Annotated in this window: 14 protein-coding genes; 13 read left to right on the top strand and 1 reads right to left on the bottom strand. The window is 40.0% G+C overall.

The window, feature by feature from the left end; translation table 11 throughout:
* Positions 1–159: 159 nt before the first annotated feature.
* The gene (gene refZ / locus FPV17_RS15060; RefSeq protein WP_035393918.1) at positions 160–792 is read left to right on the top strand and encodes a forespore capture DNA-binding protein RefZ; all 633 of its coding nucleotides are present in this window, start codon (positions 160–162) and stop codon (positions 790–792) included.
* On the opposite strand, the gene hisJ is transcribed toward refZ, so the two are convergent.
* Positions 789–1,577 carry a histidinol-phosphatase HisJ gene (hisJ, locus tag FPV17_RS15055; protein ID WP_035393921.1) on the bottom strand — a complete coding sequence of 263 codons (789 nt, stop codon included), beginning with the start codon at positions 1,575–1,577 and terminating at the stop codon, positions 789–791. The genes refZ and hisJ overlap by 4 nt on opposite strands.
* A gap of 190 nt (positions 1,578–1,767) precedes the next feature.
* Here hisJ and ezrA point away from each other — a divergent pair, with 190 nt between their 5' ends.
* The 12 genes from ezrA (at position 1,768) to FPV17_RS14995 (ending at position 13,851) form a co-directional block, all read left to right on the top strand.
* On the top strand, positions 1,768–3,465 hold the full coding sequence (ezrA, locus tag FPV17_RS15050; RefSeq protein WP_186370628.1) for a septation ring formation regulator EzrA: 1,698 nt from the start codon (positions 1,768–1,770) through the stop codon (positions 3,463–3,465).
* 107 nt (positions 3,466–3,572) lie between these two features.
* Positions 3,573–4,703, top strand: a complete 1,131-nt coding sequence (locus FPV17_RS15045) for a cysteine desulfurase family protein (RefSeq protein WP_144559362.1) — start codon at positions 3,573–3,575, stop codon at positions 4,701–4,703.
* Positions 4,703–5,908 carry a tRNA uracil 4-sulfurtransferase ThiI gene (gene thiI, locus FPV17_RS15040; RefSeq protein WP_144559361.1) on the top strand — a complete coding sequence of 402 codons (1,206 nt, stop codon included), beginning with the start codon at positions 4,703–4,705 and terminating at the stop codon, positions 5,906–5,908. The genes FPV17_RS15045 and thiI overlap by 1 nt, the downstream gene beginning before the upstream one ends.
* Positions 5,909–5,984: 76 nt before the next feature.
* Positions 5,985–6,179, top strand: a complete 195-nt coding sequence (locus FPV17_RS15035) for an alpha/beta-type small acid-soluble spore protein (protein WP_035393924.1) — start codon at positions 5,985–5,987, stop codon at positions 6,177–6,179.
* A gap of 95 nt (positions 6,180–6,274) precedes the next feature.
* On the top strand, positions 6,275–7,861 hold the full coding sequence (locus FPV17_RS15030; RefSeq protein ID WP_144559360.1) for an amidohydrolase: 1,587 nt from the start codon (positions 6,275–6,277) through the stop codon (positions 7,859–7,861).
* Positions 7,858–8,820: a signal peptide peptidase SppA gene (sppA, locus tag FPV17_RS15025; protein ID WP_144559359.1), complete on the top strand. Its 963-nt coding sequence runs from the start codon at positions 7,858–7,860 to the stop codon at positions 8,818–8,820. The genes FPV17_RS15030 and sppA overlap by 4 nt, the downstream gene beginning before the upstream one ends.
* Before the next feature lie 11 nt (positions 8,821–8,831).
* On the top strand, positions 8,832–9,365 hold the full coding sequence (locus tag FPV17_RS15020) for an RDD family protein (RefSeq protein ID WP_052007678.1): 534 nt from the start codon (positions 8,832–8,834) through the stop codon (positions 9,363–9,365).
* Positions 9,366–9,432: 67 nt separating this feature from the next.
* Positions 9,433–10,107 carry a DUF2953 domain-containing protein gene (locus FPV17_RS15015; protein WP_144559358.1) on the top strand — a complete coding sequence of 225 codons (675 nt, stop codon included), beginning with the start codon at positions 9,433–9,435 and terminating at the stop codon, positions 10,105–10,107.
* 15 nt (positions 10,108–10,122) lie between these two features.
* Positions 10,123–10,575 carry a GerW family sporulation protein gene (gene ytfJ, locus FPV17_RS15010; protein WP_035393929.1) on the top strand — a complete coding sequence of 151 codons (453 nt, stop codon included), beginning with the start codon at positions 10,123–10,125 and terminating at the stop codon, positions 10,573–10,575.
* A 117-nt stretch (positions 10,576–10,692) separates the two neighbouring features.
* A complete protein-coding gene (gene tpx / locus FPV17_RS15005) occupies positions 10,693–11,193 on the top strand; it encodes a thiol peroxidase (protein WP_035393932.1) in 501 nt (166 codons plus the stop codon).
* A 307-nt stretch (positions 11,194–11,500) separates the two neighbouring features.
* Positions 11,501–12,487 (top strand): class I SAM-dependent methyltransferase, encoded by a 987-nt coding sequence (locus FPV17_RS15000; protein WP_144559357.1) that lies wholly within the window; start codon positions 11,501–11,503, stop codon positions 12,485–12,487.
* Positions 12,488–12,666: 179 nt separating this feature from the next.
* A complete protein-coding gene (locus FPV17_RS14995) occupies positions 12,667–13,851 on the top strand; it encodes an acetate kinase (RefSeq protein WP_060703789.1) in 1,185 nt (394 codons plus the stop codon).
* Positions 13,852–13,951: the final 100 nt, after the last annotated feature.

Below are 13,951 nucleotides of genomic sequence, written 5' to 3'. Positions count from 1 at the left end.
TCTCCTTTTATGATACAATAATCGCCTTTTTATCACGGTATTTGTCTAAAAATATTTGGTCTATATTTGGATTCTTTAACAGGAGCTTGTAAGAGCAAGTCGAATACAGAAGTAAGGGAAAAGGTTTTGTGCAATCAACTCTTATCGGAGGGGATCCAAATGAGTGATCAAACAAAAGATTCTATTAAGCTTGCTGCGACGCGGCTCTTTTATACGAATGGTTATCATGGTACGTCCGTTCGAGATATTGCCAAAGAAGCTTCGGTTAATTCTGCTTTAATTTCGTATTACTTTGGTGGAAAACACGTATTATTTGAAACCTTACTCATTGAATTTTTTGAAGGCTACATTCATTCTATAGAAGAAGCCATGCGCACATCAGATGGCGACCTACAGCAAGTATTATCTCACTTATTTAAACGAGTCTTTACGTATCAACAATCTTGCCATTTACTTGCACGAATGGCGCATCGAGAAATGACAATGGACTCTACCCTCGTACGCGAAGTGATGAGTACGTACTTGAGAAAAGAGCAATTTCTTTTAGAGCAAGTTATTCAGGTCCACCTTAATGCGAAGCAAGTGAAAAGAGTACCAATAGATTTGACCGTTCTTCACTTACGAAATATGTTAACACTACCATTTTCATCTCCGCAATATTTAAAAGAACTCTTTTTAGTTGCGCCAGACGATCATCTGTTTATGAGACGATATGTGACCCATGCCGAGCAATGGATGAGATCGTTATTAGAGACAAGGGATGTTAAGCGACTTCATTTAGTTAGAAGTTAGGGAAGCAAAGCGTCATATCCACTTTTTAAACCAGCTACAGTGTGGGCATCAGATCCGTAAATAAGTGGGATGCCCATCTCTTTAGCCGTCTTCGCAATAAAAAGAGGAGGGTAGGTTTCTTGGCAGTCAGGCTTTATGATGCCTGCACCGTTATAGTCCAATTCAAGACCCTGCGCCCGAACTTCTTTTAGTATATGCATCCACTCTGTTTCAAAAGAATGACTAGCTGGGTACCGCAGTTGATATTTTCTACATAATGTCATATGCCCAATCCGTTTTGGTTTAAAAGAGCCTAGTGAAGCTTCGATGGACAATTGCACGGTTTTATAATAAAGATGATATAAAGCGTCTACGCCACCAATTTTTTCTGCAAGGGACCAGAAGCCATCAGCACTGTAGTCTAAGCAATGATAACCGTTAGTCGTTTGTAAGAAGTGCACCGATAACAGACTGTCTTCTAAATAGGGTCCGAGTTCGTTAAGGATAGCGGTCGTTTCCTTCTCAAAACCAACAATATAATCAACTTCCAAACCAGCGAGTATGCGCAACGATTTGGCGTAGTCGTTTTTTAACTGTTTTATTGTAGCAAAATAAGTAGGAACATCGTCCCAACGCATCGCACTGTCTTGGGCTGGGGTAGGGTCTTTAAAACCCTCAGGAAGGGGAGCGTGCTCTGTAAATGAAAGCTGAGTAATCCCTTGTTTAATGGCTTCTTCACAATAAGAAGCCATTGCGTCTGCCGATCCATGCGGACAATAAGGTGTGTGGACATGCCCATCTAGCATTTTTATCGAAAACCTCCTTCGTCTGTGTATAACAATTCAATCGGTTTTAGGTAGTGCGAAAATTGTCTTGAAGTGATCTGTTGAATCTGCACACAAACTGTCGCTTTCATGATATTATAATACGTATTAGAAAACGGATAAACTAGAAAATTAGCAGAGGATGAAAGAGCTTGTCGGAAGGGAGTCTCCAGTGGATATTATTATTGGTATCGTTGTCGTCTTACTAATTGTGATTGTAATTGGTACAGTTGCTGGAATGTTAATTAGGCGAACAATACATAAATCAGTCGATGAATTAGATAATCGAAAAAACCAAATACTTAATCGGAATATTTCAGAGGAAATTTCAAAAGTGAAAAAGCTGAAAATGTCTGGGGAAACAGAACAGAAATTTGAAAGCTGGCGAAAAGACTGGGACGAAATTCTTGAGTCTATTCTCCCTAGCATTGAAGAACAACTTATTGAGGTGGAAGAATTAGCCGGTAAATACCGAATTACAAAAGCGAAAGACCAGCTAAAATGGGTAGAAAATCGACTTCTGTCTGTTGAGCAGCAGCTTGATTTAATGGTAGAGGATATTGATAAGCTCGTTTCTGCAGAAGAAAAGAATCGCAGTGAAATTGCAGTAATAAAGGAGCTTTACCAAACGCTGTCTGCCGAATTATTAAAGAAACGAGGCTCGTTTGGTGAATCGATTAAAGCCCTTGATGAAGAGATGAGTCATGCTAAACAAGCATTACTAGCTTTTGAAGAATCGACACAAAATGGAAGCTACCTGCAAGCAAGAAAGCAGCTTCTGCAAATTAAAGACTCCCTTTATATTCTAAATGAGAAGATGGAACGCATCCCTCATCTTCTTATGCAAGTTCGTTCTACACTTCCTGGTGAATTATCAAATTTGCAATTAGGTATTAAAGAAATGGAAGAAGATGGTTATCACCTTGAGACATTTTCTTTTGGATCAAAAATCTCCATGCAAAAAGAAGAAATTGATGAGGCGTACATAGCATTAAAAGAATTAAATGTGGATGAAGCGGCAGCAGCGCTTGAATCGCTTCAAACAGAAATTGATGAAATGTATGAAACCCTTGAAAAGGAAGCGAATTATAAAAGCAAGCTGTTAGCGCAAGTTCCAGCTTTAAAAGCCCAAGTGGAAAAAGCCTATCAAAATATGAAACAGCTTATTGATGAAACAACGCAAGTGGAAAAAAGCTATATGATTGCAGCGGAAGAAATTCAGCTTCAACAAACATTGCAAAAAAACTTACGGAATGTGCAGAGCCAGCTAACGCTTATTATGGATGTGTTTGAAAATCGAAAACAATCGTTTTCTTCTATTTTTGAAATGACAGAAGAATGGCGAAAACAAATGGAAGAGCTTTCTAACGGGATTGAAGAAAGTATCGACCGTTTAAGAAGACTGCGAAAAGACGAAATACAGGCCCAAGAAACAGTTAGTCAGTTGCGAGAGCTAGTGCTTGAATCAAAGCGATTGCTTTATAAAAGTAATTTACCAGGTGTTCCTGTTACGTACTTAGAAGCATTAGATGAAGCGGAAGGAAAAATCAACAAAGCAATTGAAGGGCTTGAATCGTTTCCTCTCGAAATGACAGAAGTAGAAGCTCTCGTTCAAGATGCCGTAAGAGTCGTTGAAGAAAACAGTGCTGCCATTAAAGAAATGGTTGAAACCGCACAAATGGCAGAGCTTGCCATTCAATATAGTAATCGTTATCGAGGACAGGATGATACTGTTCGAAAAGAGCTTGACGAGGCAGAACAAGCTTTTCTAGAATACGATTACGAAAAAGCACTCTCCATTGTCCAACAAGCTGTTCAACGCTACGAACCAGATTTACTTAATAAAGTGACAAAACATCTTTCAGCTTAAACGAAGACACTTCAAGTGGCTTCGTTTTTTTTGTCTGCACAAACAACGTATCTATGCTAAGATTAGCTGTGATTATACAGCGTTTATAGGTTAAAGGAGTTTGTTACATGATTTATCTTGACAATAGTGCAACAACAAAACCTTATCCAGAGGTCTTAACATTATATACAACGATTTCTTCGCAGTACTTTGGAAACCCCTCATCGCTCCATTCAGTAGGAATGGAAGCGGAGCAGGTATTGAACCACGCAAGAAAGAAAATAGCCCACTTTCTTTCTTGTCAGAAAGAACAGCTACTCTTTACAAGTGGCGGTACAGAAGCCAATGTGTTAGCAATTAAAGGCATTGTGACAAAAGAAAAGAGTGCACATATGATTACGACAACTGTGGAGCACGCGTCTGTTTATGAAACGGTTCGACAACTAGAAGATGCAGGTCATGAAGTGACATATCTTCAAGGAGATGCTTTTGGGAGAGTAACGGTTGAGCAAGTGAAAGATGCCATTAAGAAGAACACGGTGCTTGTTAGCATCGGCCATGTGCAAGGTGAGTTAGGAACGATTCAACCCATTCAGGAACTAGCGGAGATGTTATCAGCTTATCCACGAATACAGTTCCACGTTGATGCTGTGCAAAGCTTGCTAAAAGTCCCGATTGGCTCACTTTCCAACATAGATTTAATGACGTTATCGTCTCATAAAATTCATGGTACAAATGGAACAGGGCTGTTGTATGCGAAAAACCCTTCTCTAGTGAAGCCTATCCTATATGGCGGTGGGCAAGAACAATCTCTTCGGCCCGGTTCAGAACACGTAGCAGGTATCGCTTGTTTCGCAAAAGCTCTTGAAATGGGAGCATCGGTTGCGAATAAAGAGCAAGAGCGTCTACTTTCTTTGCGAAAGCTAGTCATACACGAACTTGAGCAAATAAAAGGTGTGTTCATCAATTCGCCGGTTAGCAATAGTGCGCCACATATTTTAAATGTGTCCATTCCAGCGGTCAAAGCGGAAGTACTCGTGCAATCCCTTTCTCAAGAAAAAATATACGTTTCAACTCAATCAGCATGCTCAACAAAAACAGGTGTTCCAAGCCGAATTCTATTAGGTGCAGGGCATGATCGGCAGCGTGCGGAAACGGCAATACGAATCAGTTTGTCTTTTTTAACAACGGAAGAAGAGATGACCACGTGTATAAAGGCACTAAAGCGACTCGTTCCAAAACTTCAGGAGGTAACATAATGAATATCGATCATATTGTTGTGCGTTACGGAGAACTAGCATTAAAAGGGAAAAATCGGAGTCATTTTGAAAAGCTTCTCCTTGCCAACATTCGTAAAGTATTAAAGCCGTTTCCAGGTGTAACGGCAAAACGAATTCAAGGGAGAATTATTGTTCATTTACATGGTGCTGACGAAACACCCATTCAAGAAGCATTAAAAAATGTTTTCGGTATTTATTCCTTTAGTTTAGCCATGCAGGTGGAGAATGACGTCGACACGATTAAAGAAGGAGCCCTTTTTTTTATTGAAAAACTTCATCCGAATGTTAAAACGTTTAAAGTCTCAGCTAGGCGTGCGAACAAAGGATTTCCGGTTCAATCTCAACAACTTAACCATCTAATCGGTGGACATATCTTGCGCGCTCTAGACGGAGCCATAAAAGTAGATGTTCATCAACCTGAACTCGAACTATCCATTGATGTGCGTGATGCAGGTACGTATATTACTGGTGGGGCAATAGAAGCAGCAAAAGGACTTCCAGTTGGAGCGAGTGGAAAAGTGTTGCACATGTTATCTGGAGGAATCGATTCACCTGTTGCAGCACATATGTTAATGGGACGTGGCGCCCAAATTGAAATGCTTCATTTTCATAGTCCACCATATACGAATGAACGAGCAAAACAAAAGGTACTCGATTTAACAAAAGAATTAACGAAATACGGGACAAGCATTAAGGTGCACCTTGTTCCATTTACAGATATTCAAACACATATCCATAAAGAGGTTCCCTCTAATTATGAGATGACTATTATGCGTAGAATGATGTTACGAATTGCAGATGCGTTTGCTCAGAAGAACGGAATTTTAGCAATTTCAAATGGGGAAAGCCTTGGACAAGTGGCATCGCAAACGTTGCAGAGTATGAATACGATTAATGAAGTTACGACATTGCCTGTTATTCGTCCTTTAATTGCGATTGATAAAGAAACGACCATTGCTTATGCAAAGCGTATTGGTACGTATGAAACATCAATTCTGCCTTACGAAGATTGCTGTACCATCTTCTTACCAACAGACTCCAAGACAAAGCCGAAACGAGAAGGGGCCGCAAAATTTGAGCAATATGTGGAGATTGAAAAAAAATGTGAGGACGCCTTAAATAGGATTGAGACAGTTCATATCAACGCTTATGAAGGCAGTTCTTCAGTCGAAAATTTATTTTAAAAAATTTCCAGTGATTTTGTATGTATGTTATTTCCTCTTTCGCACATTCTAGAAGTACCGAAGGAGGTGAAACAACATGGCAAACACAAACAACTTAGTAGTACCTGGTGTACAACAAGCTCTTGACCAAATGAAATACGAAATCGCTAGCGAATTCGGAGTAAACCTTGGTCCTGATTCAACTGCTCGTGCTAACGGATCTGTAGGTGGTGAAATCACTAAACGTCTTGTAGCTCAAGCTGAACAACAAATGGGTGGATATCAAAAATAATTTCATATTCATGGCTAGGAGCAGGATTCCCTGCTCCTTTTTCATGTTCTCATTTGATGTCTAATGCTATACTTAGTACAAAAAGGAGGAGGAGAATGGGAACACTTCTTTATAATGCAGTCGTCTACACGATGGAAGTAGAAGGAGAGCAAGTAGAGGCACTTTACATAGAAAATGGAAAAATTATCGATTGTGGTACGTCAAAGCATTTAGTTGAAAAGTGGTCTAGGCACGCTTCAAGCACGAAAAATCTTAATGGCGCTTTTATTTATCCGGGCTTCGTAGATAGCCATCTTCATTTAATTGCTCACGGACAAAAGCTACTTCGAGTAGATTTATCGCAGTCTACTAAGGAAGATGCGTTAGCAAAATTAAAAGCGATATGTGTGCAAGAAGGGGAATGGATTGAAGCGTTAGGTTGGAACGAACATAATGATCCAAATCATGCGTTACTAACAGTGACCGATTTAAACAAGATTAGCGTAAAGCATCCTCTATTTGTTATGCGTATTTGTCGTCATGCAGCTATTGTGAATCAAACGGTTCTTGATTTAGCTGGAATTAACCGCCATACGCCAGATCCAGATGGTGGGAAGATTGAGCGAGATGAACATGGAAATCCGAATGGAATTTTGCATGATGCTGCAGTACACTACGTCCAAGCTTTAATGCCACCACTAGCAAAAGCTTCAATTAAAAAAGCGCTTCAGATGGCGATTGATGATTGCCATGCGAAAGGGTTAACAGGAGGTCATAGTGAAGATCTTCATTATTACAACGGTCTCGCTGAAACATTGGATATCTACCAAGAAGTTGTGAATGTGCAAAAGCCGTTCCGTGCTCATTTACTCATTCATCACGAAGAACTGTCTGCGTATGACGCATCGCCGTATACACAGCAACAAACCATAAGCCCTTATATAGAGCTGGGAGCGTTAAAGATTTTTGCAGATGGTGCTCTTGGTGGCAGAACAGCAGCATTAAGTGAGCCTTATGAAGATGATCCGAGTACATCTGGACTGTTAATTCATAACCAAACTGCTCTTCATGACTTGGTTTGCCAAGCTAGAAAACGACAGCTAGCAGTAGCTATTCACGTTATTGGCGATCAAGCCTTGGCATTATCGTTAACCGCAATTGAACAAAATGAAAAAAGTAAGAAGCGTGATCGACTTATTCATGTTCAAGTAGCTAGAGAAGATTTATTGCAACGCATGGCAAAATTGCCAATTGTTATTGACGTGCAGCCACATTTTGTTGTGTCTGATTTTCCTTGGGTAGAAGAGCGGCTTGGGGAAAAGCGAATGTCGTTTTCCTTTGCGTGGAAAACGCTGATAGAAGCTGGAATTCATTGTGCAGGAGGCTCTGACGCACCAATTGAACCCATCGAACCTTTAAAAGGGATGCATGCGGCCATTTATCGAAAGAACAATCAAGGTACTTATAACGTAAAAGAAGCATTAACTCCCTATGAAGCAGTAGCGCTATTCACAATAGGAAGCGCCTATGCCATTGAAAAAGAAGCAACAAGAGGAAAAATCAAGGTTGGCTATGACGCGGACCTGACAATACTTGATCGAGATCTTTTTAGAGGAGGAGAAGAAGCATTTATGAAAGCAAGTGTGTTGGAAACGATTGTAAATGGGTATACGGTTTATGAAAAAGGAGGAGTAACAGAATGAAAGCAAGAAGATGGATAGCATTAGGAATTGGAGCCTTTGTTCTATTGTTTACACTGATTACCACCATTTCAGTGGCATTTAATACATATTCAGCACCCGTTCTTGGAGGGGCTGACCAAACCATTGTAAGTGATGGCGATCCTAGTGGACAAATTGCATTACTTGAAGTGACTGGTCCTATTATTGATACAGGAGAACCAGGTTTATTTGATACAGGCGGTTACGATCACGCTGCTTTTTTAACAGATCTTGATACAGCAATGACAGACCGTGATGTACAAGGAATCATTTTGTCTGTCGACACACCTGGTGGCGGTATATTAGAATCTGCAGAAATTCACCGAGCCATCGTTGAAATGAAAGAACAAACAGATAAACCTGTATATGTAGCAATGGGCGGTATGGCCGCATCAGGAGGCTACTATATTGCCGCACCGACGGATCGGATATTTGCAACGCCCCAAACATTAACAGGCTCAATAGGTGTTATTATGAGCTCGTACAATGTATCTGAACTACTCGACAATATTGGTATTGAAGAGCAAGTATACAAGAGTGGTCCGTACAAAGATATTCTTTCTCCAACTAGAGAGCCACTTGAAGAGGAAGATGAAATTATTCAAGCGATTGTCGATGAATACTATGATGAATTTGTAGATGTGATTGCTCAAGGTCGCGATATGGCAGAAGATCGTGTACGTGAACTTGGGGATGGCCGTATTTATACAGGCAGACAGGCGTTGGAAGAAGGATTAGTCGATGAATTAGGCTCGTTAGAAGATGCCATTACTGCTATGCGTGAGGAATTAGGAAGTAATTATCAAGTCGTATCAAACGATGAATTTTTGAATTTCGGAAACTTATTAGGATTGACGTTGCAGCAATTGTTTGGGAATGATAGCCCGATAAAAATTGACTTTAATCAGCCAAAGCCATACTACATGTACAATCATGAATGAGGTGTGAATAAATGGAGTATACAACAGGATCAGTTCGATTAAAACGACACCTTAGACCAGCAGATGCCACCGAAATTATTGAAGAAGAGGCGCAACCCCATACCTATCGTTATGCTGGGTTTTGGATGCGATTTTGGGCATTTATAGTTGATTTATTAATAATTACAGGCTTAAACGGTGTGCTCGTTAGTACATGGGTTCCGCTCATTGCAGACGGAGACTCACGGTGGGCATTTTTTGCGACGGTCTTCTTACTACCGAGTGTTCTTTACGCTATTGTTTTCTTTCTTTACTTTGCGTTAATGACCCGCTATTTTCAACAAACGCTAGGAAAAATGATTTTTGGCATACGCGTCATATCATCTAATGGAGCAAAACTAACGTGGAGTCAATTGTTTTTTAGAGAAGGGGTAGGACGTTTCTTACAACATGCCCCTCTTTTAGGAAATATTAATGGGCTTGCTTACATTGTTGTTGCATGTACACCAAAGAAACAAGGAATACATGATTTATTTGCCGAAACGTATGTTGTCCATATTGATTAAACCAGCTAAATCATTAGCTGGTTTTTTTTTATTTAGTTGAGCATAGTAAAGGAAAGGAGGCGGTCTTATGCTTATTTGGATTGTACTACCACTAATCATTCTTTTAGTCATCTTACTGATTGTTTTATTTATACCAATTAAAATACATATCCGCTATGCTCATCACCAGCAGGATGATTTATTAACGTTGTACGTATACGTTATAGGACTGAAAGTCTATACGTTGGAAGTGCCTGTTATTCATGTGAATGCTTCAACGCAAACTGTTACAGTGGAAGAAGAAGAGGAATCGATCTTTAACGATAAGAAAAAGAAAAAAAAGTGGGGGATTGAAAGTCTTAAGAAATACATCAAAATGGCTAAACGATTAGCGGCACATTTTCCGAAACTAAAGCAATTGGCGTACCGCTTTTTAGGGAAAGTTACATGCAAACATGTGACGTGGAAAACAGAGTTCGGAACAGGGGACGCTGCGAAAACCGCGCAGCTAGCCGGACTGATCTGGACAATAAAATCAATGTGTTTAGGATGGGTACAGACGAAAGTGAATTGGAAGGGGGAAAAAAGACTGGAAGTAACGCCACATTTTCAAATGAAAGGATATCGAATGTTTCTATCGTGCATAGTCACCTTTACATTGTGGCACGCTATGACTACATTGCTGTTGTTAGTAATCAGTTACAAAAAAATTGAAAAGCGTTTTGAACCGGCTTCAGGTGGGGAACGTTATTTTACTCAATAAAGGAGCATACGTGAAATGGAACATCCTATTCAAGGCTTAATGAAGACTGCTATGGAAAACATTAAAGCAATGGCAGATGTCAACACCATTGTCGGTGATCCAGTCGAAACACCTGATGGCAGTATTATTATGCCTGTATCAAAAGTGGGTTTTGGCTTTGCCGCTGGAGGAAGTGAGTTTTATACAGAGCACTCACAAACTTATGCTGAACAAGGGCATCCTTTTGGCGGAGGAAGCGGAGGTGGCGTATCCATTACACCTATCGCTTTTCTTGTTGTGAATCATAAAGGAGTTAATATGGTTCATCTTGACAGTTCAACCCATCTGTACGAACGATTATTAGACTTAGCGCCTCAAGCGTTTGAAAAGATTCAACATCTCATGAGACATGATGGCCATGACCATCATGATAAACACCATGCTTCACATGACGATGATCATGAACCTTATGAAGATCCAATAGTATAACGAGTAAGAGCGTAAAGACTTCTATCTTTACGCTTTTTCTTACGTAGTGTTGTGCATCATTTTTGCAATACACAAGGAAGAGACGGTATGATAAGAAGATAAAGGAGTGGATTACATATGACACAAGTAACGTTTAAACAAAAGCCAGTTACATTAGTAGGTAAACAAGTACAAGTTGGTGACAAGGCACCTGATTTTCGTGTGCTAGCAAATGATTTAACAGAAGTTTCTTTAGCTGATTTTAAAGGGAAAATAAAGCTTATAAGTGTCATCCCATCTATTGATACAGGTGTATGTGATGCCCAAACGCGACGTTTCAATGAAGAAGCAGCGACTTTAGAAAACACAGTTGTGTTAACTATTAGTGTCGATTTACCTTTTGCGCAAAGAAGATGGTGTGCTGCAGAAGGAATTGATGAAGTGAAAACATTATCTGACCATAAAGAGGTTGCTTTTGGACAAGCCTATGGTGTATTAATTGAAGAGTTACGTCTACTAGCACGCTCGGTATTCGTTGTAAACGAAGAAGACGAAGTGATTTATGCGCAGTACGTTAACGAAGTGAGTGAGCACCCAGATTATGATGCAGCATTGAAAGCAATAAAAAATCGGTCATAATGATTAACGTGTCTTAAAAATGTTCATGTTAGAAAGGTGAACGTAAACGCACGTATACAGACAGAAGACGGAACTTCTGAATAACAAAGACCTCCGACATAGGGGCAACATCTGTGTGAGTAAAGTGAAACAAAAGAGCTGGAGTGATGGGGCGCATTCGACGATGATCAATTCAGGAGAACGGCAGCTTAGACACATAAGAGTGATCTATGTGAAAAAAGCTGAGGCGTTGTCCATGAACACTCACCGTCGGTAGCGCTTTTTCATTTGCTAAGTGTGAAAATGAGAACAAAAGGGTGAAGGTTGTATGGAACAAACCAATGTAACGGCGCTATACGAGTATTTAGACGAATCAGCAAAGGTATTAGAGCAAGTACTGGATGTGACCTATTTAGACGCCTTAGCAGAAGCTGGGGACAATTTATTTGAAAAAGCTATCATTCAAGAGCTTGCAAGTGAACGTAAAGAGCAGCTTCTTCAGTTAATGGAGCCAGTGAACTCCATCACGTTTACGAAAGAAGACGTTCGAAAAGCATTTCAACTTGCTGTGATGAAAGGAATGAAAGGGACTGTTCAGCCTAACCATTCCATGACCCCTGATGCTGTTAACTTGTTCATGAGCTATCTAGCAAATAAACTACAGGGTACAGATTCAACAGGAGATGTCCTCGATTTAGCAGTGGGATCTGGAAACTTGCTTTTCTCGATCTGTAACCATGCAGAAGGTCGAATTGGTCAGGCCTATGGTTTTGAAGTGGATGAGACGCTGCTTAAGAATGCTTTTGCAAGTGCTAATCTACAAAAGCATGAAATTCAGCTGTTTCACCAAGATAGTTTGCACGTCAACATGCCTGATGTTCATCTTGTTGTAGCGGATTTGCCTGTAGGTTATTATCCAAAAGATGATATCGCAACTAACTATGATCTAAAAGCTGAATCAGGCCATTCGTATATTCATCACTTAATGATTGAACAAGGTATTCGGGCGCTCCAGCCAGGCGGTTTTGGCTTGTTACTGGTGCCAAATTTTATTTTTGAAAGTGATCAAGCCGATAAGCTTCACGCTTTCCTAAAAGAGCATGCAGTTGTCTTAGGCTTATTGCAGTTACCAGCGTCAATGTTTTCCAATAAGCAACAGCAAAAAAGCATCTTAATGATTCAAAAGAAAGCGGAAAAAATGAAGAAGCCACAGCAAGCTCTTCTCGCAGAGTTACCATCGTTTTCAAACGTATCTGCTATGCAGGAAATGATGAGTAGTATTAATAAGTGGTTTAAGGAGCAACTTGGGCGCTAAGAGGGCTGGGTATCATGTGAGCATGGTACCCCTTTTTTTATAGAAAAACTATTCTAATTAACAGTAAATTTTAATTATTTACATGTATGCGCTTTACCAATTTTGTCTGCTTGAAATGACGAATAGAGAATGCTTAAATGGTAGAGATGGCTTTAGATTAAAGGAGTGCAGGAAAAATTATGGCTACGATTATGGCAATTAACGCAGGGAGCTCATCCCTTAAATTTCAATTACTCTCAATGCCTGAAGAGATAGTTATTACAAAAGGCCTTGTTGAGCGCATTGGATTGAGAGACTCTGTTTTTGCAATTGAGAAAAACGGAGAAAAGCACGAAACTACAGCAGATATTGCGGATCATTCCGAAGCTGTGAAGATGTTACTTGATAAACTAACAAGCTTAAATATTATTTCCTCTCTAGATGATATTGAGGGAATTGGTCACCGTGTTGTTCATGGCGGCGAGAAATTTAACGATTCGGTTCTCATAACGGACGATGTATTAGCAGGCATTGTAGAAGTGTCCGAATTGGCTCCACTTCACAACCCGGCAAATATTACAGGAATAAAAGCATTTAAAGAAGTGCTTCCAAATGTACCGGCCGTCGCAGTATTTGATACGGCTTTCCATCAAACGATGCCAGAACACGCATACTTGTACAGCCTTCCATATGAATACTATACAGAGCACGGTATTCGTAAATATGGATTCCACGGCACTTCTCACAAATATGTGTCTGAACGAGCTGCTGAAATGCTTGCTGAGCCAATTGAAAGCTTAAAAATGGTTTCTTGTCATTTAGGAAATGGAGCAAGTATAGCAGCAATTGATGGTGGTAAGTCAGTTGACACGTCTATGGGTTTTACACCTCTTGCAGGTGTGACAATGGGCACACGTTCTGGTGATATTGATCCAGCTCTTATCCCGTTCATCATGGATAAGACCAATCAAACGGTGACAGAAGTAATTTCCACGTTAAATAAGCAAAGTGGACTGCTTGGTCTTACAGGGTTTTCAAGTGATTTACGCGATATCGAAAGTGAAGAAGCAAAAGGCAACGAGCGTGCAAAGGTAGCTCTTGATGTCTTTACTTCAAGAATTCAGGATTATGTTGGTGCATATGCAACACGTATGGGCGGCATTGATGTTCTTATTTTCACAGCCGGTATTGGCGAAAATAGCACCGTTGTTCGAGAGCGCGTTCTAAAAGGCTTAGAATTTATGGGAATCGAAGTTGATTTATCTAAAAATAATGTACGCGGAAAAGAAACCTTCTTACAAACTGCGGATTCCAAAGTGAAAGTCTTGATTGTTCCTACGAATGAAGAAGTTATGATTGCCCGTGATACAGTTCGTTTAACGTAATAAAGAAAGAAGGCTGTCCCATTAGGTTGTTTCGCTAAACCTTATTGGGATTAGCTTTTTTTTATTCTTGAGAATGCTTGGAATGAGAAAAAAATAGTAT

It is taken from the genome of Shouchella miscanthi, from assembly GCF_007725405.1.
GTDB lineage: Bacteria > Bacillota > Bacilli > Bacillales > Bacillaceae_D > Shouchella > Shouchella hunanensis.
The sequence above is the reverse complement of the archived record's forward strand: the minus strand, read 5'-3'. Positions and strand labels throughout refer to the sequence as shown.

Bases quoted from the DNA above. Each gene is read 5' to 3' on its own strand.
- FPV17_RS14995 (WP_060703789.1), top strand. From the start codon at position 12,667: ATGGCTACGATTATGGCAATTAACGCAGGGAGCTCATCCCTTAAATTT.
- hisJ (WP_035393921.1), bottom strand. From the start codon at position 1,577: ATGCTAGATGGGCATGTCCACACACCTTATTGTCCGCATGGATCGGCA.
- FPV17_RS15020 (WP_052007678.1), top strand. From the start codon at position 8,832: ATGGAGTATACAACAGGATCAGTTCGATTAAAACGACACCTTAGACCA.
- FPV17_RS15000 (WP_144559357.1), top strand. From the start codon at position 11,501: ATGGAACAAACCAATGTAACGGCGCTATACGAGTATTTAGACGAATCA.
- FPV17_RS15045 (WP_144559362.1), top strand. From the start codon at position 3,573: ATGATTTATCTTGACAATAGTGCAACAACAAAACCTTATCCAGAGGTC.
- FPV17_RS15015 (WP_144559358.1), top strand. From the start codon at position 9,433: ATGCTTATTTGGATTGTACTACCACTAATCATTCTTTTAGTCATCTTA.
- refZ (WP_035393918.1), top strand. From the start codon at position 160: ATGAGTGATCAAACAAAAGATTCTATTAAGCTTGCTGCGACGCGGCTC.
- sppA (WP_144559359.1), top strand. From the start codon at position 7,858: ATGAAAGCAAGAAGATGGATAGCATTAGGAATTGGAGCCTTTGTTCTA.
- FPV17_RS15030 (WP_144559360.1), top strand. From the start codon at position 6,275: ATGGGAACACTTCTTTATAATGCAGTCGTCTACACGATGGAAGTAGAA.
- ytfJ (WP_035393929.1), top strand. From the start codon at position 10,123: ATGGAACATCCTATTCAAGGCTTAATGAAGACTGCTATGGAAAACATT.
- FPV17_RS15035 (WP_035393924.1), top strand. From the start codon at position 5,985: ATGGCAAACACAAACAACTTAGTAGTACCTGGTGTACAACAAGCTCTT.
- thiI (WP_144559361.1), top strand. From the start codon at position 4,703: ATGAATATCGATCATATTGTTGTGCGTTACGGAGAACTAGCATTAAAA.
- tpx (WP_035393932.1), top strand. From the start codon at position 10,693: ATGACACAAGTAACGTTTAAACAAAAGCCAGTTACATTAGTAGGTAAA.